This window comes from Microbispora sp. NBRC 16548 (genome assembly GCF_030268985.1).
Taxonomy (GTDB): Bacteria; Actinomycetota; Actinomycetes; order Streptosporangiales; family Streptosporangiaceae; genus Microbispora; species Microbispora catharanthi.
In genome coordinates, this window is record NZ_BSSF01000001.1 from 134,515 (window position 1) to 155,602 (window position 21,088).

Sequence of the window (21,088 nt, forward strand, 5' to 3'; positions counted from 1 at the left end):
CGAGGCGCTGAACGGCCGCGCTGCGGCGTCGGCGGGAACCTCCGGGTAGCCGCGGCGGTAGTGAGGGGCATGAGGCACACTGCGGTTGGCTTATGCGGCTTGGTGCTCGTGGCGGGCTGCGCCGGCACCGGAAACCCCGGCGCCGGCGCGGGCGCCGGAACGAGGCTCCCGCCCGCCTCCGTCCCCGCCTCCGTCTCTGCGTCGGTCCCCGCTCAGGGGTCCTGCGAACGGACGGCCGGCAGCACGGCGAACGCTCTGCCCGAGGTGCGGGGCTCCGGGCGGGGAGCCGAGGTGTGGGGGCTGATGTTCGCGCCGGTGCCGCTCGCCGCCGGGCGGGAGGTCAAGATCGTGTGGCGGATGACGGGTGAGGGGCCGTTGCGCGTGACCGCCGCGCTCCCCGACGGCACCGCCGCCAGGCTGACCTGGGGGCCCGAGGCGCACGGCGGATCGACCTGGCACCGGCCCGGTGAGGAGTGGGGCACGGGGTTCGTCTTCCCCAAGCCGGGCTGCTGGGAGATCACGCTGACCCGAGACCAGGGCTCGGGCACGGTGTGGCTGCCGGTGCGGTGAGTCGAGCCCCGGCCCGCGCCGCCGGGTCGTGGAGCGTCGCGGTCAGTGGGGTCTGGTGCGGGCGAGGATGTGCGGCGGGACGGGATGTGCGGCGGCCTGCGGGTCGGTCACGGGAGCCTGCCACGACCGGGTGAGCGGCAGGACCCCGGCCCACACGTCATGCGGGTCGCCGGCGTCCTCGGGGTGGCCCTCGCGCACTTTGACCGACGCCTCGGCGAGCGGGACCGCGAGGATCGTCGTCGCGGCCAGTTCCTTGCGGTTCGGCTGCCGGGCGTAGTCCCACTGGCCGGGGGTGGCGTGCTCGGTCAGGCACCGCAGGGCGGTGAGCTTCTCGTCGCCCTCCAGCACGCGCGGCACGCCGTAGATCATCGCACTGCGGTAGTTCACGCCGTGCTCGAAGACCGACCGGGCCAGCACGAGGCCGTCGACGTGGGTGATCGTCACGCAGACCGTCGTGCCGCGGGTGAGGCTGCGGCTGGCCACCGAGCCGTGCACGTACAGATGGTCGTCGTCGAAGCCGTACACAGTCGGCATCACCATGGGGTCGCCGTCCACGACGACGCCGAGGTGACAGACGAACCCGGCCCGGAGCACTTCGAACAGCGCCTCCCGGTCGGTGCGGCCCTGCTCCCGCAACCTGCGGTGCCGGGTCCGCTCGGTTGCGGACAGATCACTCATAAGGCGACATTCAACCAGTAAAAGCCTCGGCCCGCCTGGCAGGGATGCCGGGCGGGCCGTGTCGTGGATCGCTGCGGAAGAGCCGGCTCAGGCGGCGGACGTCGGCCCGGACGTCCTCGGGAACCGGATGACGTTCCCGCCCGTGTAGGCCTTGAGATCGACGATCTTCCGGTCTCTCCTGTCCCGCGCGGGCCTGCGGCGCAGCGCGGTCCTGATGTCCCTGACCTTGGCGAGCGACGGCACCACCGTGACCATGTTCGTTTCCCCCCGACCGTGATGGTTCCGTGACCTTTCCGGTATAGATACCGGAGGCCTGGTAAAAGGGGCGTAAAGCTTCCGGTGTCACACAAGCCTCTGGAAGCACGAGGGCCTCTGCATGAGGGCCTCTGAAAGCGCAGCTCAGTACGGAAGCGGCCGGTCGGAGGGGGTGCGCAGGTCGAGATCGGCGACGGGACGACGGACGCGGCGGGGCCTGCGGATCGTGCTACGTCTCATGGCCCTTTCTCCTTCCATGACGTTAGGCAGACTATTCGCCCCGCGTGCCGCCGTCCTCCCGTTTTCACTCAGAGGGAGCCGGGCACCTTGCGGCTCACGACACAGATCCGGTTCCAGGCGTTGATCTGCGCGATGGCGACGACCAGCGCGGCCAGCTGCTCCTCGGAGTAGTGCTTGGCCGCATCCGCCCAGATCTCGTCCGGGACGGGGTCGGACCGGTCGGCGAGCCGGGTCGCGGCCTCGGTCAGCGCGAGCGCGGCCCGCTCGGCGTCCGTGTAGTAGGGCGCCTCCCGCCAGGCGGCCACCGACCACAGGCGCTCGTCGCTCTCCCCGGCCTTCTTGGCATCCCGGAAGTGCATGTCCAGGCAGAAGGCGCAGCCGTTGATCTGGCTGGCCCGGATCTTGGCGAGTTCCAGGGTGGCGGGGGGCACGTCGCACTCGTGCAGGAAACGCTCCACCCCCAACATGGCCCGGTACGCCTCGGGAGCCAGCTCGCGGACGTTGATCCGCTCGGTCATCGTCATCTCCTCGTCTCGTCGGCCCGCGTCACGCGGGCGAGTTTCTCGGGGTTCAGGACCATGTCGACGGCGGTGACCCGGCCCTCCGCGACGGTGAGGCCGAGCACGGCGACCAGCCGGTCGCCGTGGTAGCGCAGCAGGCCCGGCCAGCCGTTCACCACGGCGGGGACCAGCTCGAACCGGCCGAACCTCTGGATGCCGAACAGCAGCCTGGCCACCTTGGCCGCGCCGAAGACGGGCCGCCTCCCGGCGCGCACCCGGCCGCCGCCGTCGCTGCGGAACACGACGTCCGGGTCGAGCAGCGCGACCAGCGCGTCCATGTCGTCGCCGAGGCATGCCCGGGCGAAGGCGTGCACCACCCGCCGGTGCTCGGAGGGGTCCACGTCGAACCGGGGCGCGCGCGACGCGACGTGCGCCCGCGCCCGGGCGGCGAGCTGCCGGCAGGCCGCAGGACTGCGCCCGACCGCCTCGCCCACCTCGGCGAACGTCAGGCCGAACACGTCGTGCAGCACGAACGCCGTCCGCTCGGCCGGGCTGAGCGACTCCAGCACGACGAGCATCGCCATGCTCAGCGACTCGTCCAGGGTCACCCGTTCCGCGGGGTCCGGCGCCGCCCCGGTGAGAACGGGGCCGGTGAGAACGGGCCCGGTGAGAACAGGCTCGGGCAGCCACTGCCCCACGTACTCCTCCCTGCGGTGCCGCGCCGAGCGCAGCACGTCGAGAGCGAGCCGGGAGACCGTGACCACCAGCCAGCCGGTCACGTCCCTGATCTCCTCGCCTCCGTCGGCGGCCGTGGTTGTCCGCAGCCGCATCCAGGCGTCCTGCACGACGTCCTCGGCCTCGTCGAGGCTGCCGAGCAGCCCGTACGCGACCCCGAGCAGCCGGGGCCGCATCGCCTGGAACTCGGCGTCCAGGCCGGTGACCACTCCGCCGTCATGGTCGTTCACACACTGAGGACGAGACACCCCCTCAGTGTGTGACATCCCTCTGCAGCGGCTGCGCTCGCGGCGCCTCCTGTGCGGGTGCCGAGGACCCGCCGGTGGGGGTGCGGAGGCCGAACGCGACGACGACCGCGCCGAGCACCGCCGCCGCCACCGGGACGACCAGCGCGGTCCGCAGCGCGTCTGGCCCCGACCCGGCCGCGACGCCGACGGCGGTGACGGCCGACAGCCCGAGCGCCGTGCCGAACTGCATCGCCGTGTACAGCAGGCCGCCCGCCAGGCCGTGCTCGTCCTCGTCGACGCCCTCAGTCGCGGCCATGGTCAGCGGGCCGTACGCCAGGGAGAAGGACAGGCCGAGCAGGAGCAGCGCCGGAAGCATGGCGGTGTAGGTCCAGTCCATTCCCACGGGCAGGAAGAGCGCGTACGCGACCGCCGCGAGGACGATGCCGCCGAACAGCACCCGGGCGTTGCCGAAGCGGTTCACCAGCCGCGGCGTCAGCGTCGGCGCGAGCACCGTGTCGATCCCGATCACCAGCATGGCCAGGCCGGTCTGCATCGTGTTCCAGCCGCGCCACTCCTGGAGATACAGGGTGATCAGGAACTGGAACCCCGCGAACGCGAACAGGAACAGCAGCGCCGCCGCGTTCACCCGCACCAGCGGCGTGGTGCGCAGGATGCCCAGCCGCACCAGGGGCGACGACGACCGGCGCTCGATCGCGACGAACAGCCCCAGCAGCGCCAGTCCCGCCGCGATGGCGCCGGCGGTCAGGCCGGGGCCGTCGCCGGGGTGTTCCAACCGGACCATCCCGTAAACCAGCAGCAACATTGCCCCCGTGACGGCGAACGCCCCCGCCAGGTCGAAGCCGCCCGAGAGGCGCTCGCCACCCGTGTCGCGGACGAGGACCAGCGCCGCCCCCAGGATCAGCGCCGACAGGATGACCGGCGCGAAGAACACCCATCGCCAGCCGAACGCGGTGAGCACGCCGCCGGCGACCAGGCCGAGGGAGAACCCGCCCGCCGCCGTGCCCGCGTACACGCCGAGCGCCTTGGTGCGCATCGGTCCCTCCGGGAAGTTGGACGTGACCAGCGCCAACCCGGCGGGTGCCATGAACGCGGCCGCGACCCCGGTGACGAACCGTGCGGCCAGCAGCATCCAGCCGTGCGTGGTGAACCCGCCGAGCCCGGAGAAGACCAGGAAGACGGCCAGCCACAGCAGGAACATCCGCCGGTGGCCCAGCAGGTCGGCGGCTCGCCCGCCGAGCAGCATGAACCCGCCGTAGCCGAGCACGTAGGCGCTGACCACGCCGCTGAGCGTCCCGGTGGACAGGCCCAGGTCGGCCCGGATCGACGGCAGCGCCACGTTCAGCATCGCCACGTCGATCCCCTCCAGGAAGATCGCGCCGCACAACACCAGCAGCACGCCCCACGCGCGTCCCGCCATGCGGGCGGGGTGCCGGGCGGCGATTCCGCCCGTGGAATTGGACATCGGAGTCCGGCTCCATCTCGTGGGGGAACCGGTCCCGGAGCGGTTCCCCGAGTGCCTGCCGGTTCCCTCTTGTAACCGACTGCATCGTCAGGCACCATCGGTGACCATGGAAGACGGCACTTTCGAGTCCCTCGGTTACTGCGCGAATACCGGCGTCGACGACGACGTCCTCCAATGGGACCAGCGCGCGGACTGCGAGGTGCGGCAGATCCTCGACCGCATCGCCGACAAGTGGTCGCTCCTGGTGATCGCGCTGCTCGACAAGCGGAGCCTGCGCTTCACCGAGCTGCGCCGCGCGATCGACGGGGTCAGCCAGCGAATGCTGGCCCGCACGCTGCGGCATCTCGAACGCGACGGGCTGGTGAGCCGCACGGTGCACCCGACCGTCCCGCCGCGCGTGGACTACGCGCTGACGCCGATGGGCGCGACTCTGCACGCCACCATCCGTGCCCTGGTCGTCTGGACCGAGGAGCACCAGAACGCCATCGCACTGGCCCGCGCCGCGTACGACCGGCGCGTGGCCGCCGAGCAGGAGGCCGCCGAGCGCGAAGAGGCCGAACGCCGGGCCGTCGCCCGCGCGGCCCTGCCGATCAGGGGCTGACCGCCGGCGAAGGTGCCCGAACCAGGGCGAGCATGGGCCGGCCGGGGACGCGACGTGGTCTCAGGCCGACTCCCTCACGATGAGACGGGTGGGCAGGATCACCGGGTCCACCGGGCCGCCTCCGTCGACGAGCGCGAGCAGCAGCCGTACGGTCTCCTCCGCGACGTCGGCGAGGGGCTGGCGGATCGTGGTGAGCGGCGGGTGCGTGGTGGCGGCGACGGACGAGTCGTCGAAGCCGCCCACGGCCACGTCGTCGGGCACCCGGCGTCCGGCCGCGCGCAGCGTGGACAGCGCGCCGGCCGCCATGAGGTCGGAGGCCACGAAGACCGCGTCGAGGTCGGGTGTGCGCTCGAGCAGCCGCGCCATCGCGCTCTCGCCGCTGAGCTGGGTCCAGTCGCCGTGCTCGATCAGCTTTCTGGAGGCCTTCCTGCCGAGCACGTCGGCGAAGCCCTCCAGGCGCTGGATGCCGCCGGGGGTGTCCATCGGGCCGGTGATCGTGGCGATCTTCCTGCGGCCCTGCTCGACCATGTAGCGGGTCATCTGCCGGGCGCCCTCGCGGTCGTCGGCCGCCGCGTAGGGGATGACGTTCTCCTTGCCGATCACCGCGCCGCAGGCCACGGCCGGGATGCGCAGCGACTCCAGCTCGTCCACCAGCGGGTCGCCCGCGTGCGTGGACATCAGCAGCACGCCGTCGGCGTGGCCGCCGCGCACATAGCGCACGACGCGCTCGCGGTCGCCGTCGTCCCCCGCCAGCATGATGACCAGGGAGACGTCCCGCTCGCCGAGCCGCCGGATCGCCGTGCGGATGGTGGTGCTGTAGTTCGGGTCCTCGAAGACCTTCTCGTGCGGCTCCGACAGCACCATCACCACCGACCCGGTCCGCTGGGTGACCAGGCTGCGGGCGTTGCGGTTGACGATGTAGCCGGTCTCGGCGATGGCGCGGCGGACGGCGGCGTGGGCGGCGGGGCTCACATAGCGGTCGTCGTTGAGCACCCGGGACACGGTGCCCCGGGAGACGCCCGCCGCCGCGGCCACGTCGTGAATGGTCGGACGCTTCGCCATGGTCGTATTGTCCCCCCGCCGATCAGCGTGTTTCCCCGTGCTCGTCAGCTTTTCACGGCCCCGCCGGACAGGTCCGTACGCCAATAGCGCTGCATCGTGAGGAACAGCGCGATCAGCGGGATGAGCGACAGCATCGTCCCCGTGATGATCAGGTTGTACAGCGACGGCTGGTTGGCGCCCGCGGCGAGCAGCGTGTAGAGGCCGACCGTCAGCGGGAACTTGTGGTCGTCGCCCAGCATGATGAACGGCAGCAGGAAGTTGTTCCAGATCGCGACGAACTGGAACAGGAAGATGGTCACCATGCCCGGCGTCAGCAGCGGCAGCGCCACCTGGCGGAACAGCCGCCACTCGCCCGCGCCGTCCAGCCGGCCCGCCTCCAGCAGCGAGCCGGGGATCGCCGCCTGCGAGTAGATCCTGGCCAGATAGATGCTGTACGGATGCAGGATCTGGGGCAGCAGCACCGACCAGTACGTGTCGGCCAGGCCGGCCTTGGAGAACAGCAGATACTGCGGGATCGCCAGCACGACCGACGGCACCAGGATGCCGCCGATGAGCAGGTTGAAGATCAGGCCGCGACCGGGGAAGGAGTACTTCGCCAGCGTGTACCCCGAGATCGTGGACACCGCGGTCGACAGCACCGCGCCGCCCCCGGCGTACAGGACGGTGTTGAGCAGCCAGAGCCAGAAGACGCCGTCGCGGTAGGCGAACAGGTCGCCCAGGTTGGACAGCAGCCCGGTGCCGGGCGCGAAGGTCGAGGTGGAGAACAGCTCGGCCTTGGACTTGGTGGCGGCGACCACCACCCAGCTCACCGGGAACAGGGTGTAGATCGCGCCCAGCACGAGCACCCCGGTCGGCACGATCCCCAGCGGGCGGCGCGGCGACGGGCGGGCGTGCCCGCGGCTCCTCGGCAGTGCGGTGGCGGTCATCAGCCCTCCCCGAACGCGCGGTTCTTCACGACCCGCAGGAAGCCGAACGACAGCACGAGGGAGATCCCGGCGATCACCATGGACGTCGCGGCGGCCGAGTACAGGTCGCCGGTGACGAACGCGTCGCGGTACACCTTCATCAAGGGGCTCCAGGTCGAGCTGATCGTGTTCGTCAGCGGCCGCAGGGTGGTCGGCTCCGTGAACACCTGGACGGTCGCGATGACGGAGAACACCGTGGTCAGGATGATCGACGGCACCAGGATCGGGATCTTGATGCGCAGCGCGATGCCCAGCTCGCTCGCGCCGTCGATCCTGGCCGCCTCGTAGTACTCCCGCGGCACGGCCCGCAGGTTCGTGTAGAGCACCAGCATGTTGAAGCCGGTGCCGCCCCAGACCGCCACGTTCGCCATCGAGAACGTCACCAGGTCGGTGCTCAGGAACGGGTGCTCGCCGAACGGGCTGAGGCTGGGCAGGTAGAGGAAGCCCCACATCAGCGTCGCCGCCACGCCCGGCACGGCGTACGGCAGGAAGATCGAGATCCGGGTGAGGCGGGCGAGCCGCACGTGCGCCGCGTCGAGCATCAGCGCGAACACGAGGGCGAGCCCCAGCATCAGCACGAGCACGAGGGCTCCGTACGCGAGGACGCGCAGCCATCCGGCCCACAGCTCGCCGTCGCCGACGGCGGCGGCGTAGTTGGCGAGCCCGGCGAAGACCTCCGTGCGGGCCCCCTTGCCGAGGCCCAGGCCGGAGACCTTGGTGCGCCGCAGGCTCAGATAGATCGTGTAGCCGATGGGCAGTGCCATGAAGAGCGCGAACAGCGCCATCGCCGGGGCGAGGAACAGGTAGGGCACGGCGCCCGCGCGGCCGGCGCGGGCGCCCTTCTTCGGAGATCCCATCGTCACTGCGCGAGGGTGAAGCCGGACTTCTGCATGTCGGCGACGGTGGCGTCCTGCATGCTCTGCACGGCGGCGGCGAAGTCGGACTTGGCGGCGACGGCCTTGTCGAAGGCGTCCTTGTACGCGTTGTACGTCACGCCCACGTTGGGGCCGAAGGTGAAGCCGCGGGCGGTGGCGCCGATGGAGGCGGCCTGCTGCCAGAAGTCGGGCTGGTTGGAGAAGTAGTCGGGAGCCTCGGTCATCAGCGCGGCGCCCTTGGTGGAGGCCGGGTAGACCGCGCCCTCCTTGATCAGCAGTCCGAGCGCCTGCGGGTCGGTGTTCAGCCAGGTGGCGAACGTCGCGGCGGCCGCCTTGTTCGGCGACTTGGCGGCGACGGCGGTGGAGGAGCCGCCCCAGAAGCCGCTGTGGTTCTCACCCGCGTTCCACTGTGGCAGCGGGGCGATGGCCCACTTGCCCTTGGCCTTCGGCGCGTTGCTCGACAGCACGCCCGGGCCCCACACGGCCGACGGCCAGGTGAGCAGCTTGCCGTCGTTGAGCGCCTTGTTCCACTCGGGAGTGAAGTAGGGCATGCCGTCGATGACGCCCTCCTTCACCAGGCCGCCCCAGTAGGAGGCGACCTTCTTGGTGGCCTCGTCGCTCACCGCGACCTTCCACGCGTCGCCGCTGATCGACCACCACTGCGCGCCCGCCTGCTGGGCGAGCCCGGCGAACCAGCCCGGGTCCTTGCTGGAGAACGTGCCGAGGAAGACCTTGGGGTCCTTCTTGTGCACGGTGCGGGCGGCCTCGGCGTACTCGTCCCAGGTCTTCGGCACCTCGATGCCGTACTTCTCGAACAGGTCCTTGCGGTAGTAGAGCATCATCGGCCCGCTGTCCTGGGGGACCGCGTAGACGGCGTCGGTGCCGAGGGTCACCAGCCCCCAGATGCCCTCGCCGAACTCGGCCTTCGCCTGCGCGGTCTCCGCCTTCAGATCGGCCACCGCGTCGGCGGCGACGAAGGAGGGCAGCATCTGATACTCGGCCTGGACCAGGTCGGGCGGGTTGCCCGCCTTGGCGGCGGTGAGGAACTTGGCCGCCGCGTCGTCGCCCCCCGCCTGCTTGCTGACCGTGACCTGGATGTCGGGGTGGGCCTGGTTCCACACCGCGACGATCTTGTCCATGTTCGGGACCCAGGTCCAGTAGGTCAGCTTCACCGGGCCGGCCGGCGCCGCGCTCTGGCTCGCGGTCTGGGCGGACGGCTCGTCCGAGCCGCCCGAGCAGGCCGTCGAGAGCGCGGCGGTGAGGATCGCGACCGCCGCCACTGCTAACCGGTTCACGCGCATATGTTCCTCCAGGCAGGTGGGGGAGGGGGTAAGAGGCTGGGCTGTCTGGGAGCGTTCACAGACTGAAAGCTCCATTCCGTGCTGTCAATGGTCGTTACGCGGTTGTTAGCGACCCTCACTGATCAGCGCGAATCGGTCAAACCTTCTCGGAGAGACGGTTCTGCGCTACTGTGCACGTTCACAGAAGCAAAATCGAGGGGAGAGACGTGCCCGGATATCCCGTCCTGCCCGAGGGCCTCGCGTACGGCGGGGACTACAACCCCGAGCAGTGGCCGGAGGAGGTGTGGCGGGAGGACGTCCGCCTGATGCGCGAGGCCGAGGTGAACCTGGTCACCGTCGGCGTCTTCAACTGGGGACTGATCGAGCCGCGGGAGGGCGAGTACGACTTCTCCCGGCTCGACCGGATCCTCGACCTGCTCCACTCGGCCGGGGTGTACGCCGACCTCGCCACCCCCACCTCCTCGCCGCCCACGTGGTTCCGCCGCCGTTACCCCGGCAGCCGCCTCGTGGACAGGGAGGGCCACGTGCTCGGCGGCGGTTCGCGGCACAGCTTCTGCCCGAGCTCGCCCGACTACGCCGCGGCGTCCGAGCGGATCGTCGCCGCCCTCGCCGCGCGGTACGCCGGCCACCCCGCCATGGCGATGTGGCACGTGCACAACGAGTACGGCTGGGCCAACGCCCACTGCTACTGCCCGGCGTCGGCCGAGGCGTTCCGCGCCTGGCTGCGGGACAGGTACGGGGACGTGGGCGCGCTCAACGCCGCCTGGGGCACCACCTTCTGGGGGCTGACCTACGGCGCGTTCGAGGAGGTCGAGCCGCCCGTCGCCGCGCCGGTGGGCCTGCTCACCGGGCTCCAGCTCGACTTCATGCGGTTCTCGGTCGACGCGCACATCGCCTGCTTCCGCAGGGAGCGCGAGACGATCCGGCGGTTCAGCGACCTGCCCGTCACGACCAACTTCATGATCCCCAACTGCAAGCCCATGGACTACTGGCGCTGGGCGGCCGAGGTCGACGTGGTGGCCAACGACCACTACCTCGACTCGGCCCGACCCGATCCGCACATCGAGCTCGCCATGGCCGCCGACCTGACCCGGTCGGTGGCCGGCGGACGCCCCTGGATGCTGATGGAACACTCGACGGGCGCGGTCAACTGGCAGCCGCGCAACCTCGCCAAGCGGCCGGGGGAGATGCGCCGCAACACCCTCGCCCACGTGGCGCGCGGCTCGGACTCGGCGATGTTCTTCCAGTGGCGCGCCTCCCGATACGGCGCGGAGAAGTTCCACTCGGCGATGGTGCCGCACGCCGGCACCGACTCCCAGATCTGGCGCGACGTGGTCGCGCTCGGCGCGGACCTCGGCAGGCTCGCCGGGGTCAGGGGCGCGCCGGTGGCGGCCGAGGTCGCGGTGGTGTGGGACTGGGAGTCCTACTGGGCGCTCGAATTCGAGTGGCGGCCCTCGGCCGACCTGCGCTTCCGGGAACGGATCGAGGCCTACTACGAGGCGCTGTGGCGCGAGCACGTCACCGTCGACTTCGTGCACCCGTCGGCCGACCTGTCGCCGTACCGGCTGGTCGTCGCGCCCAGCTCCTACCTGATCGGCGAGGCGCCGGCGAAGAACCTGCACCGCTACGTGGAGGCGGGCGGACACCTGCTCGTGTCGTACTTCTCCGGCATTGTGGACGAGAACGACACCATCCACCCGGGGCCGTACCCCGGGGCGCTGCGAGAGGTGCTTGGCGTGGCAGTCGAGGAGTTCCACCCGCTTCGCGGGCACGAGACGGTCGCGTTGCGGCCGCCGAAGTCGTCCGGGCCCGAGTCATCCAAGCACGAGTCATCCAAACACGGCGCGACCGGCCGGATCTGGTCCGAGCGGGTACGGCTCGCGGGGGCGCGGGCCGTGCACGAGTTCGCCGACGGGCCCGACGCCGGACATCCCGCCGTCACCCGGCACGACCTGGGCGGGGGCAGCGCGTGGTATGTGTCCACCGCGCTGGACGCCGAGTCCGGCCTGCGCACTCTCGTCGCGGGGGTTCTCGACCACGCGGGCGTGTCCCGGCCGCGCGGCCTGCCCGACACGCTGGAACTCGTACGGAGGGGCGACCACCTGTTCCTCATCAACCACGCGGACGCGCCGGTGACGGTGGACGGGGTGACGGGCACCGGCGTGCTCGACGGCGCCGTGTACGGCGGTTCGGCGACGGTGCCCGCCGGGGGCGTCGTGGTCGTCCGCACATGAGCGCCCCGGCGCCGTGCCGCACCTGACCGGCGGCGCGGTGCCGGGGATCCGGGGGATTTCCGCTGACGTCCTCTCCTGACCGGAGGATCCGATGGTTCGACACCTGGCGGCCCTGCTGTGCGCGGCCACCGCACTCCTCGCTCCGCTCACCACACCATTCACCGCCGCGGCGCCCGCGCACGCCGCGGTTCCGGACGCCGGCGGCCGGAGGCCGGGCGGCGGGCCCCCGCTCGCGATCAGGGGCGCCGACGTGTCGAGCCTCGCCAAGTCCGAGGCGCTCGGCGGGGCGTACCGCTACGCGAACGGGCGGCGGGGCGACGCGCTGGCGATCCTGCGGCACGGCGGGCTGAACTACATCCGGCTCAAGGTGTGGGTGAACCCCGCCGACGGCTACAACGGCAGGAGCCAGGTGCTGGCGGTCGCGAAGCGGGCCAAGGCGCTCGGCATGGGCCTGCTCGTGGACTTCCACTACTCCGACTCCTGGGCCGACCCCGGCAAGCAGAACAAGCCCTCCGCGTGGGAGTCGCTGTCGTTCGACGAGCTGAAGCAGGCGCTCTACGACCACACCTACGACGTGCTGAGCGCGCTGAAGGCGCAGGGCACGACGGCCGACATGGTGCAGGTGGGCAACGAGCTCAACGGCGGCCTGCTGTGGCCCGACGGCCGCTGGGACAACTGGCCGCAGCTCGCCGCCCTGCTCAACGCGGGATATGACGCGGTCAAGGCGGTCTCCGGCGACACCAAGGTCGTGCTGCACCTCGCGAACGGCGGCGACAACGGCCTCTACCGGTGGTGGTTCGACAACGCCGCGGCCAACGGCATCCGCTACGACGTGATCGGCCTGTCGTACTACCCGTACTGGCACGGCACGCTCGCCGCGTTCCAGGCCAACCTGAACGACGTCGCCGCCCGATACGGCAAGCCGGTCGTGGTGGCCGAGACGGCCTACCCGTTCACCACGGGCGACGACGACGGGTGGGAGAACATCGTCACCTCCGCCGAGCCGTACCCCGGATATCCGGCCACCCCCGCGGGCCAGGCGGCGTTCGCCCGCGACCTGATGAACATCGTCCGGGCGGTGCCCGGCGGGCGCGGGCTGGGGGCCTTCTGGTGGGAGGCCACCTGGACCGGGGTGAAGGGCAACGGCTGGGATCCCGCCGACCCGGCGTCGGGCAACGCCTGGGAGAACCAGGCCCTGTTCGGCTTCGACGACCGGGCGCTGCCCGCGCTGCGGGAGTTCGCCCGCCGGTAGCGCGGACGTGGTCTCCCTCCCCGCGACGACCTGACCACGTCGCGGGGAGGGCTCGGGGGCCGGGGGTTCGGGGGTTCGGGGGCGTCCATCAGATCCTCTCCTGAGCGGAGGAACCATGAGAAAGATCCTCGCGGCGCTTGTCCTGTGCGCCGCGGCGGCTCTCACCGCCGGGCAACCGGCGCACGCCGCAACCACACTGACCATGCTCGGAGCAGACGTCTCCTCCGTGCAGCGCTCCCTCGACCTGGGCGCGAAGTACTACGACGCGAGCGGCAACCAGAGGGATCCGCTGGACATCCTGAAGGACATCGGCGTCAACTACGTCCGCCTGCGGATCTGGAACAACCCCGTCAGCGGCTACAACAACAAGGCCAAGGTCCTGCAGTACGCCAAGACGGTCAAGGCCAAGGGGCTGAAGCTGCTCGTCGACTTCCATTACTCGGACACCTGGGCGGACCCCGGCAAGCAGTACAAGCCCGCCGCCTGGGCGAGCCACGGCATCAGCCAGTTGCAGACGGACGTCTACAACTACACGTACGACGTGTGCTCCAGCCTGAAGGCGCAGGGCACGACCCCCGACAGTGTGCAGATCGGCAACGAGATCAACGTCGGCATGCTGTGGAACGACGGCAAGGTCGTCAACAACGACTTCACGAACCTGAGCCTGCTGCTCAAGGCCGGCTACAACGCGACCAAGGCGTGCAACTCCGGCACGCAGGTGATCATCCATACGGCGGACGCGGACAGTGACGCCCACGCCCGCTGGTTCTACGACGGCATCCGCGCCAAGGGCGTGTCCTGGGACATCACCGGCCTGTCGTACTACTGCATGTGGCACGGCACGCTGTCCAACCTCTACAACGTGATCTCAGACGTGCGGTCCCGCTACGGCAAGCCGGTCGTCATCGCCGAGACGGCCTACCCGTTCACGGCCGACAACGCCGACTGGGAGGGCAACTCGGTCACGTCGGGATGCGCGGGTTACGGCCTCACCTGGCAGGGTCAGGGCGCCGAGTTCGCGGCGGTGCAGAACACGGCCCGCAACGCGGGTGCCATCGGAGTCTTCTACTGGGAGCCGACCTGGTATGCGGTGCCCGGCAACGGCTGGGACCCGGCGAACATCAACGGCACCGGCGACGGCTGGGACAACATGGCCGTTTTCAACTGGACCGGCCACCTCAACCCGAACGTCCGGTGGACTCCATGACCGGCTGAGATCAAGCGGGCCGTCTCACGGGGGATGCGATCCCTCTCGGGCGGCCCTTCCCGGCACACAGGCCGGGCCGCCTTTTAATCGAACAGGTCGTCGGCCGAGGTGACGACGGCGGCCTTGCGGACCCAGTCGATCAACTGGTCCGGGTTCTCGCATCGGCGGATTCGCTCGCGGGCGTCGTCGGAGATCTCCAGGCCGCGCGCATCCAGCACGTTGAAGATCGCCTTGATCTGACCTTCCGCCACCCAGTGGGAGAAGTACTTCTTCCCGAGGTCCTCGAAGTCCCGAATAGTGGTCACCATCTCCTCCAGACGCTTGATCGTTACTGCCGGTAGCGATCTGAACACGTAGTTCAAATATAGAGTTCTCTGCTCCTGATCCAGGGTTTTCAACCCTGCCAGCATGGCCTCCAGTGCGGGGCCGTCCTCGGCCTCCTCCGGATGCGCCACGGTGGAGAGCACGGCGAGTTCCGGGCTGGCGCGGGCCTGGTCGGGGTCGGTGATCAGGGGGATGCGGCCGGGGTCGATCGCCAGCGGGGTGATGGCGCCGCTCGGGCCCAGGTGGATCGTCCTCTCGCACCAGCGGGCCGTCGACCGATCCGGGCAGATGACCAGCAGCGCGGTGTCGCACTTGTGCCGAGACCGCAACGTCGTGACGTAGACCGGCCAGCTGAACCGCTTGCCGGAATCTCTGCGAAGCTGCACCTCCACGATGACGGCCATCAGTGCCGCTCCGGCTGCGTCCCGTGCGATCACCACCGAGTCGGCGCGGAACTCGATCGGCGCCTGGGTGCAGTCGACCGTCTCCACGCGGGCGGCGGCGTGTGGCGGGATGTCGTCTCCCGTCACGCAGCGCAGCAGCTCCAGTGCGGTCTCCGGCCGGTTGCGGATGAGCTTGAGCGGCATCTCGTGATCAATACCAGGCATGGCCGGGACGTTACTGAATGTTGTCAGTCAATTACTGTGAGTTCGCGAAAGTGACGGTGATTGGCGGCCATTAAGGGGCGTGGATCGGCTCAGGGCTCGGGGATGGCTTCCCATTCGCGGCAGGGGCTGAGTGCGTGGTGCTGGTAGATGACGCCCACGGCGGGGCGGGACCAGCCGAGTGCGACTGCGTTGCGCTCCGTGTGCGGGACCGGCTCGCCGAGGTCGGCGGCGGTGACGGGCTGGCCACCCGGGCCGCAGACACACTCCGGGCTGCCCTCGTGGTCGATCGCGTCGTCGAGCGGCATCACGTGTACGAACCTGTCCATGTCACCTACCTTGACGGGGGATTGCGGTCACATTACCCCAATGAGACATAAAGCGGAATAACTTGGACAAATCCGGAGCCGCCCCGACCCATTGACCTTTGTTGGGATGGACGGCAAACTAACTCCACAATCGCTGGATGAGCCGATGGAGTGCCGCAATGCCGTACCGTCCCCCATTGATCGCGCGCGAGTTCTTCGTGGCGGATCCTCCAGAGCTTCCGGTGCGCGAGCCGGGCGAGGAGGGCCTGTCCGCGCTGACCAGCGCGGAGGTGGTGGCCTCCGACGGGCAGGGCGTGACGCTCAAGGGCTCCACCTCGGCGGAGGAGACGCTCGTCGTGCAGATCACGGTCGCGGGTGAGGGGGTGATCCGGGTGCGCCTGTCGGAGGACCCCGACGCGCGCACCCGATCCTCCCGCGCGATCTCGATGGTCACCCCCGGCGAGTACGGCGAGGCCGTCGTGGAGGCGAGCCACAGCCGCGTGGTCGTCGACGCCGGGTCGCTGCGGGCCGAGGTGCGGCTGAACCCGTGGAACCTGCGCTTCACCGACCGGGCCGGCCGGACGCTGGTGGAGCAGGACCCTGGCCACCCCGACATCAGCGGCCGGCTGCGCACGCTGCCGTTCGGCCGCTCCGCGGTGGACGGCGCCCCCGTCGCCTACCACGACACGTTCGTGGCCCCGGCGGACGAGGCGTTCGGCGGCTTCGGCGAGTCGTTCACGCCGCTCGACAAGCGCGGCCAGCGCCCGCTCATGTGGAACTTCGACGCGTTCGGGGCCGAGTCGCAGCGCGCGTACAAGAACGTGCCCTTCTACCTGTCCAGCAGGGGGTACGGCATCTGCGTCGACAGCGGCACGCCGGTCGAGTTCGACATGTGCCAGTCCACGCACAGCGCCGTGCAGATCATCGTGCCCGACGACCTCATCGACTACTACGTGATCGTGGGACCGACCCCCGCCGAGGTCCTGGACCGGTTCGACGGGCTGACCTCCCGGCCGGAGCTGCCGCCGAAGTGGGCGTTCGGCACCTGGATCTCCTCGGGCTTCTTCCGGGACAGCCAGGAGCGCGTGCTGGAGCGCGCCGGGAAGATCAGAGAGCGGGGCATCCCCTGCGACGTGCTCCACCTCGACTGCTACTGGCAGGCGGACGGGCACTGGTCGGATCTCCAGTGGGACCCCGAGACGTTCCCCGACCCGGCGGGCATGCTCGCCACCCTCAAGGAGCAGGGCTTCAAGGTCTGCCTCTGGATGAACTCCTACATCTCGCATCTCAGCCCGGCCTTCGCCGAGGCGGCGGAGAAGGGCTACTTCCTCAAGCGGCCCGACGGCGAGACGTACGTCGCCGACACCTGGCACGGCTCCTACCCCGCCTGCGGCATCGTGGACTTCACCAACCCCGAGGCCGTCGAGTGGTTCAAGGAACTGCTGCGCGACCGCCTGCGCGAGGGCGTCGCGGCGTTCAAGACCGACTTCGCCGAGGGCGTCCCCGCCGACGCCGTGGCCTTCAACGGCATGACCGGCACCGAGCTGCACAACGTCTACACGCTGCTGTTCAACGACATCGTCGCGGACGTGACCCGCGAGGTGAACGGGCACGGCCTGGTCTGGGCCCGTTCGTCCTACCTCGGCGGCCAGCGTCACTCGGCCCAGTGGAGCGGCGACGTCGACACCACCTACTCCGCGATGGGCAGCACGATCAGGGGCGGGCTGTCGCACGGCCTGTCCGGCATCCCCTTCTGGAGCCACGACGCGGGCGGGTTCACCGGCACGCCCAGCCCGGACCTCTACATCCGCTGGTCGCAGTTCGCCGCGCTGTCCCCGCTCGTACGGTTCCACGGCACGACCACCCGGGAGCCCTGGGAGTTTCCGCCGCACGCCGAGCAGGCCGCCATCGAGGCCCTGCGGCTGCGCTACCGGCTCATGCCGTACATCTATTCGGCGGCCGTCACCGCGGCCGAGACGGGCGCGCCGATGCTGCGCGCCCTGTGCGTCGACTACCCGGACGACCCGGTGGCATGGCAGGCGGACCTGGAGTACCTTCTCGGCACCGACCTGCTCGTCGCCCCGATGACCTCCGCCGACGGCACCCGGAAGGTCTACCTGCCCTCGGGGGTGTGGGTGGACTACTGGACGGGTGAGGCCGTCGACGGCGGGCGTTACGTCACGGTGTCGCCGCCGCTCGACCAGATCCCCCTGTTCGTACGGCACGGCTCGCTGATCCCGGTCACCGAGCCGGGCGACACGGTGGCCGACGACCCCCGGGTCTCGCTGCTCGCCTTCGGCCTGCCGGAGCGCGAGAGCCGTACGACGATCAGGGACCTGGACGGGGACACGACGGTCACGGCGGTGCGGGACGGCGACAGGCTGGTCGTCACCGCCGAGGGCCCCAAGCAGATCGACGGCGTCGAGTTCGTCGGCCCCGGCGCCCCGGTCGTCATCAACTAGACACACCCCCTGGAGAAAGACCATGTTCAGAGTAGGCAGGAGCGCGGCGGTGGCGGCACTGGCCGCGGCCGCACTGGCGCTCAGCGCGTGCGGTGGATCCTCTGACGATTCCAATAGCGGCAGCGGCGGCTCCGCGGAGGGCAAGACCCTCACCCTCTGGCACTACGAGACCGGCAACAGCGCCATGGGCACCGCCTGGGCCCAGGCGATGAAGGAGTTCGAGGCGAGCCACCCCGGCGTCAAGGTGAAGTTCGAGGAGAAGGGCTTCGAGCAGATCCAGAAGACGGCGTCGATGGTCCTCAACTCCGACGAGGCGCCCGACATCATGGAGTACAACAAGGGCAACGCGACCGCCGGTCAGCTGTCCAAGCAGGGCCTGCTCACCGACCTCACGGAGCAGGCGACCAAGCGCGGCTGGGACAAGCTGCTCAGCCCGTCGCTGCAGACCACCGCGAAGTACGACGAGCGGGGCATCATGGGCTCGGGCAAGTGGTTCGGCGTGCCGAACTACGGCGAGTACGTGATGGTCTACTACAACAAGGACATGTTCGATAAGGCGGGCGTCAAGGTGCCCACCACCTTCGACGAGTTCACCGCCGCGCTCGACGCGTTCGCGAAGAAGGGCACCACCCCGATCGCGATGGCGGGCGCCGAGTACCCCGCCCAGCAGCTGTTCTACCTGCTCGCGCTGAACAAGGCCAACCGCGCCTGGATCGACTCCTTCGAGCTCTACAAGGGCAAGGTCGACTTCCACGGCCCCGAGTTCACCTACGCGGCCCAGACCTTCTCCGACTGGGTGAAGAAGGGCTACATCAGCAAGGACTCGGCCGGCATGAAGGCCGAGGACATGGGCGTGGCGTTCATCGGCGGCAAGTTCCCGATCATGGTGTCGGGCAGCTGGTGGTTCGGCCGGATGGCGGAGGAGATCAAGGGCTTCAAGTGGGGCTCGTTCCTGTGGCCCGGCCAGTTCGCCCCGGGCTCCAGCGGCAACATCTGGGTCGTGCCCGAGAAGTCCAAGAACAAGGACCTCGCCTACGACTTCATCGACATCACGATGAAGAAGGAGATCCAGAACCTGCTCGGCAACTCGGGCGGCGTCCCGGTCGCGGCCGACCCCACGGCGATCACCGACCCGCAGAACAAGGAGCTGATCGAGAACTTCAACAAGCTCTCGACGCAGGACGGCCTGGCCTTCTACCCTGACTGGCCGGCTCCCGGCTACTACGACGTGCTCGTGGCGGGCGTCCAGGAACTCATCAACGGCAGCAAGAAGCCCGAGGAGGTCCTGGACGAGATCGCCCAGCCGTACAACGACAACCTGGCCGACATCGGCAACTAGGGCCGCGGGCGGGTCTCCCGGCATAGGGGACCCGCCTTTCCCTCCGACCCCGGCGGCGGGGCTGCCTGACCGGTCCCCGCCGCCGGGCCCCTTCTGGAAAGGTCTGCACATGGCACCACCCGGCGCGGGCGCGGCCCGCCCGCGCGGGAGGGGCGGCTACTGGCTCTACCTGGTTCCGAGCCTGGTGCTGTTCCTCGCGATCATCGTCGTCCCGTTCCTGATGAACGTGGCGACGAGCTTCACCCGCTGGTCCGGCGTCGGCACCCCCACCTGGATCGGGCTCGACAACTACACCAAGCTGTTCAAGGACGAGCGCTTCTGGGCGTCCTTCGAGCACAACGTCGCACTGATCATCGCGATGGCCGTGGTGCCCACGATCATCGGCCTGGTGCTCGCCGCCGCGCTGTTCGACTACATCGCCAAGCGGTTCGGCGGGCGTACGGCCTCGGCCCTGCGCGCGGCGTTCTACCTGCCGCAGGTGCTGCCCGTCGCGGTGGCCGGCGTGGTCTGGGGCTGGATGCTCCACCCGTCGTACGGCGCGGTGAACCAGATCTTCGGGATCAAGGTCAACTGGCTGGGCGACCCCGACATCGCGCTGGCGACGGTCATGGCGATCATGGTGTGGTTCCAGCTCGGATATCCGGTCGTCATCTTCATGGCCGGGCTTCAGCGGGTCGACCCCTCGCTGTACGAGGCGGCCGAGATCGACGGCGCCTCGTGGTGGCGCAGGTTCTGGCACATCACGATCCCGCAGATCCGGCCGGAGATCTTCGTGGTGCTGCTGACCTGCACGATCGCGGCGCTCAAGGTGTTCGGGCCGATCTTCGTGCTCACCAGGGGAGGACCCGGCTCCGCGACCATGGTGCCGTCGTACTTCTCCTATCTGAACTTCTTCCAGAAGGTCAACGTCGGGTACGGCTCGGCGATCGCGACCGTGCTCGCCCTGATCATCGTCGTGGTGACCTTCCTCTTCCTGCGGGTGCAGGAGCGTGACCAGGAGAGTGGCTCGTGAACGCCGATCGCACCTTCCGCCAGCCGGGACGGTGGGCCGTGCTCGCGGCACTGGTCGTGCTCGGGGTCGTGATGCTCTTCCCCTTCGTCATCGTCACGCTCAACGCGTTCAAGTCCCCGGCCGAATACTCCGCGGGCGGCCCGCTGAGCCTGCCTCACGGGCTCTACCTCGACGGCATCGTCGCCTTCTGGGATCGCGTCGACTTCGGCCTGAAGCTCTGGAACAGCCTCCTGATCAGCGGCGTCGTCGCGGTCGCCGCGGTGGTGCTGTCGGTGCTCAACGCGTACGCGCTGGGCATCGGCAGGGTGCGCGGCCGGCTGTGGATCCTCGTGCTGTTCCTGGTCGCCAACACGCTGCCGCAGGAGGCGCTCGTCTACCCGCTCTACTACCTGTCGAAGGAGGTGGGGCTGTACGACTCGAAGCTCGCCGTCATCCTGATCTTCACGGTGATCCAGGCGGCCTTCGGGACCTACCTGCTCTCGTCGGTGCTCGGGCAGTTCCCCCGGGGGATCCTTGAGGCGGCCGAGATCGACGGCGCGAGCAGGCGGCGGATGCTGTGGGGCATCGTCGTGCCCATCAGCCGCCCGACCCTCTCGGTGCTGCTCATCTTCTTCTTCATCTGGACGTGGAACGAGTTCTTCCTGCCGATGGTGTTCCTCATCTCCAACGACAACCAGACCGTGCCGGTCGCCCTGGGCGTCCTGCAGGGCGAGAAGATGATGGACGCCACCATGTCCAGCGCGTCCGCGCTGCTCGGCATCATCCCCGCCGTGGCCTTCTTCCTGATCTTCCAGCGCACGCTGACCCGTGGCATCACGGTCGGCGCCATCAAGTAACAACACCCCCCAAGTAA

General features: G+C 69.8%; 20 protein-coding genes. 9 read left to right on the forward strand and 11 right to left on the reverse strand.

Annotation, left to right across the window (positions count from 1 at the left end; all coding sequences use genetic code 11):
• Positions 1-99: 99 nt before the first annotated feature.
• Positions 100-570 (forward strand): hypothetical protein, encoded by a 471-nt coding sequence (locus tag QSK36_RS00645; protein WP_285780957.1) that lies wholly within the window; start codon positions 100-102, stop codon positions 568-570.
• A 42-nt stretch (positions 571-612) separates the two neighbouring features.
• Here QSK36_RS00645 and QSK36_RS00650 read toward each other — a convergent pair whose 3' ends face one another.
• The 5 genes from QSK36_RS00650 to QSK36_RS00670 all read right to left on the reverse strand — a co-directional run bounded on the left by QSK36_RS00650 (position 613) and on the right by QSK36_RS00670 (position 4,688).
• Entirely contained in the window at positions 613-1,248 is a 636-nt protein-coding gene (locus QSK36_RS00650) for a pyridoxamine 5'-phosphate oxidase family protein (RefSeq protein WP_285780958.1), read from the reverse strand.
• A gap of 87 nt (positions 1,249-1,335) precedes the next feature.
• Entirely contained in the window at positions 1,336-1,503 is a 168-nt protein-coding gene (locus QSK36_RS00655) for a hypothetical protein (protein WP_167538755.1), read from the reverse strand.
• Between the two features lie 308 nt (positions 1,504-1,811).
• On the reverse strand, positions 1,812-2,261 hold the full coding sequence (locus QSK36_RS00660) for a carboxymuconolactone decarboxylase family protein (RefSeq protein ID WP_182902595.1): 450 nt from the start codon (positions 2,259-2,261) through the stop codon (positions 1,812-1,814).
• A 2-nt stretch (positions 2,262-2,263) separates the two neighbouring features.
• Positions 2,264-3,208, reverse strand: coding sequence for an RNA polymerase sigma factor SigJ (gene sigJ, locus QSK36_RS00665; RefSeq protein WP_285780959.1), 945 nt, complete (start codon positions 3,206-3,208; stop codon positions 2,264-2,266).
• 22 nt (positions 3,209-3,230) lie between these two features.
• Positions 3,231-4,688, reverse strand: coding sequence for an MFS transporter (locus tag QSK36_RS00670; RefSeq protein ID WP_285780960.1), 1,458 nt, complete (start codon positions 4,686-4,688; stop codon positions 3,231-3,233).
• A 106-nt stretch (positions 4,689-4,794) separates the two neighbouring features.
• Between QSK36_RS00670 and QSK36_RS00675 the strand changes: the two genes are divergently transcribed.
• The gene (locus QSK36_RS00675) at positions 4,795-5,289 is read left to right on the forward strand and encodes a winged helix-turn-helix transcriptional regulator (protein WP_285780961.1); all 495 of its coding nucleotides are present in this window, start codon (positions 4,795-4,797) and stop codon (positions 5,287-5,289) included.
• A gap of 60 nt (positions 5,290-5,349) precedes the next feature.
• On the opposite strand, the gene QSK36_RS00680 is transcribed toward QSK36_RS00675, so the two are convergent.
• Genes QSK36_RS00680 through QSK36_RS00695 form a run of 4 tightly spaced genes read right to left on the reverse strand, consistent with a single transcriptional unit; the run spans position 5,350 to position 9,492 of the window.
• Positions 5,350-6,351: a LacI family DNA-binding transcriptional regulator gene (locus tag QSK36_RS00680; protein WP_182902593.1), complete on the reverse strand. Its 1,002-nt coding sequence runs from the start codon at positions 6,349-6,351 to the stop codon at positions 5,350-5,352.
• A 44-nt stretch (positions 6,352-6,395) separates the two neighbouring features.
• Complete coding sequence (locus QSK36_RS00685; protein ID WP_285780962.1) at positions 6,396-7,277, reverse strand: carbohydrate ABC transporter permease; 882 nt, start codon at positions 7,275-7,277, stop codon at positions 6,396-6,398.
• Complete coding sequence (locus tag QSK36_RS00690) at positions 7,277-8,173, reverse strand: carbohydrate ABC transporter permease (protein ID WP_285781432.1); 897 nt, start codon at positions 8,171-8,173, stop codon at positions 7,277-7,279. The genes QSK36_RS00685 and QSK36_RS00690 overlap by 1 nt, the downstream gene beginning before the upstream one ends.
• Before the next feature lie 2 nt (positions 8,174-8,175).
• Positions 8,176-9,492: an ABC transporter substrate-binding protein gene (locus QSK36_RS00695; protein WP_285780963.1), complete on the reverse strand. Its 1,317-nt coding sequence runs from the start codon at positions 9,490-9,492 to the stop codon at positions 8,176-8,178.
• Between the two features lie 206 nt (positions 9,493-9,698).
• Here QSK36_RS00695 and QSK36_RS00700 point away from each other — a divergent pair, with 206 nt between their 5' ends.
• The 3 genes from QSK36_RS00700 to QSK36_RS00710 all read left to right on the forward strand — a co-directional run bounded on the left by QSK36_RS00700 (position 9,699) and on the right by QSK36_RS00710 (position 14,185).
• Complete coding sequence (locus tag QSK36_RS00700) at positions 9,699-11,726, forward strand: beta-galactosidase (protein WP_285780964.1); 2,028 nt, start codon at positions 9,699-9,701, stop codon at positions 11,724-11,726.
• A 91-nt stretch (positions 11,727-11,817) separates the two neighbouring features.
• The gene (locus QSK36_RS00705) at positions 11,818-12,978 is read left to right on the forward strand and encodes a glycoside hydrolase family 53 protein (RefSeq protein ID WP_285780965.1); all 1,161 of its coding nucleotides are present in this window, start codon (positions 11,818-11,820) and stop codon (positions 12,976-12,978) included.
• 115 nt (positions 12,979-13,093) lie between these two features.
• Positions 13,094-14,185 carry a glycoside hydrolase family 53 protein gene (locus QSK36_RS00710; RefSeq protein WP_183544041.1) on the forward strand — a complete coding sequence of 364 codons (1,092 nt, stop codon included), beginning with the start codon at positions 13,094-13,096 and terminating at the stop codon, positions 14,183-14,185.
• A gap of 83 nt (positions 14,186-14,268) precedes the next feature.
• Here the strand turns inward: QSK36_RS00710 and QSK36_RS00715 are convergent, their stop codons facing one another.
• Both QSK36_RS00715 and QSK36_RS00720 read right to left on the reverse strand, forming a co-directional pair.
• Positions 14,269-15,117, reverse strand: coding sequence for a hypothetical protein (locus QSK36_RS00715; RefSeq protein ID WP_285780966.1), 849 nt, complete (start codon positions 15,115-15,117; stop codon positions 14,269-14,271).
• Positions 15,118-15,206: 89 nt separating this feature from the next.
• On the reverse strand, positions 15,207-15,443 hold the full coding sequence (locus QSK36_RS00720) for a hypothetical protein (RefSeq protein ID WP_285780967.1): 237 nt from the start codon (positions 15,441-15,443) through the stop codon (positions 15,207-15,209).
• Between the two features lie 176 nt (positions 15,444-15,619).
• Between QSK36_RS00720 and QSK36_RS00725 the strand changes: the two genes are divergently transcribed.
• The 4 genes from QSK36_RS00725 to QSK36_RS00740 all read left to right on the forward strand — a co-directional run bounded on the left by QSK36_RS00725 (position 15,620) and on the right by QSK36_RS00740 (position 21,071).
• Positions 15,620-17,884 (forward strand): TIM-barrel domain-containing protein, encoded by a 2,265-nt coding sequence (locus tag QSK36_RS00725; RefSeq protein WP_285780968.1) that lies wholly within the window; start codon positions 15,620-15,622, stop codon positions 17,882-17,884.
• A 22-nt stretch (positions 17,885-17,906) separates the two neighbouring features.
• Entirely contained in the window at positions 17,907-19,223 is a 1,317-nt protein-coding gene (locus QSK36_RS00730) for an ABC transporter substrate-binding protein (RefSeq protein WP_183544027.1), read from the forward strand.
• A 109-nt stretch (positions 19,224-19,332) separates the two neighbouring features.
• On the forward strand, positions 19,333-20,235 hold the full coding sequence (locus tag QSK36_RS00735) for a carbohydrate ABC transporter permease (RefSeq protein ID WP_139576352.1): 903 nt from the start codon (positions 19,333-19,335) through the stop codon (positions 20,233-20,235).
• Positions 20,232-21,071 (forward strand): carbohydrate ABC transporter permease, encoded by an 840-nt coding sequence (locus QSK36_RS00740; protein ID WP_285780969.1) that lies wholly within the window; start codon positions 20,232-20,234, stop codon positions 21,069-21,071. Before QSK36_RS00735 ends, QSK36_RS00740 begins: the two co-directional genes overlap by 4 nt.
• Positions 21,072-21,088: the final 17 nt, after the last annotated feature.

Excerpts from the sequence above, each read along its gene's own strand:
- QSK36_RS00660 (WP_182902595.1), bottom strand. The coding sequence starts at position 2,261 with ATGACCGAGCGGATCAACGTCCGCGAGCTGGCTCCCGAGGCGTACCGG.
- QSK36_RS00680 (WP_182902593.1), bottom strand. The coding sequence starts at position 6,351 with ATGGCGAAGCGTCCGACCATTCACGACGTGGCCGCGGCGGCGGGCGTC.
- QSK36_RS00685 (WP_285780962.1), bottom strand. The coding sequence starts at position 7,277 with ATGACCGCCACCGCACTGCCGAGGAGCCGCGGGCACGCCCGCCCGTCG.
- QSK36_RS00735 (WP_139576352.1), top strand. The coding sequence starts at position 19,333 with ATGGCACCACCCGGCGCGGGCGCGGCCCGCCCGCGCGGGAGGGGCGGC.
- QSK36_RS00650 (WP_285780958.1), bottom strand. The coding sequence starts at position 1,248 with ATGAGTGATCTGTCCGCAACCGAGCGGACCCGGCACCGCAGGTTGCGG.
- QSK36_RS00715 (WP_285780966.1), bottom strand. The coding sequence starts at position 15,117 with ATGCCTGGTATTGATCACGAGATGCCGCTCAAGCTCATCCGCAACCGG.
- QSK36_RS00675 (WP_285780961.1), top strand. The coding sequence starts at position 4,795 with ATGGAAGACGGCACTTTCGAGTCCCTCGGTTACTGCGCGAATACCGGC.
- QSK36_RS00690 (WP_285781432.1), bottom strand. The coding sequence starts at position 8,173 with ATGGGATCTCCGAAGAAGGGCGCCCGCGCCGGCCGCGCGGGCGCCGTG.
- QSK36_RS00705 (WP_285780965.1), top strand. The coding sequence starts at position 11,818 with ATGGTTCGACACCTGGCGGCCCTGCTGTGCGCGGCCACCGCACTCCTC.
- QSK36_RS00695 (WP_285780963.1), bottom strand. The coding sequence starts at position 9,492 with ATGCGCGTGAACCGGTTAGCAGTGGCGGCGGTCGCGATCCTCACCGCC.
- QSK36_RS00730 (WP_183544027.1), top strand. The coding sequence starts at position 17,907 with ATGTTCAGAGTAGGCAGGAGCGCGGCGGTGGCGGCACTGGCCGCGGCC.
- QSK36_RS00670 (WP_285780960.1), bottom strand. The coding sequence starts at position 4,688 with ATGTCCAATTCCACGGGCGGAATCGCCGCCCGGCACCCCGCCCGCATG.
- QSK36_RS00710 (WP_183544041.1), top strand. The coding sequence starts at position 13,094 with ATGAGAAAGATCCTCGCGGCGCTTGTCCTGTGCGCCGCGGCGGCTCTC.
- QSK36_RS00655 (WP_167538755.1), bottom strand. The coding sequence starts at position 1,503 with ATGGTCACGGTGGTGCCGTCGCTCGCCAAGGTCAGGGACATCAGGACC.
- QSK36_RS00720 (WP_285780967.1), bottom strand. The coding sequence starts at position 15,443 with ATGGACAGGTTCGTACACGTGATGCCGCTCGACGACGCGATCGACCAC.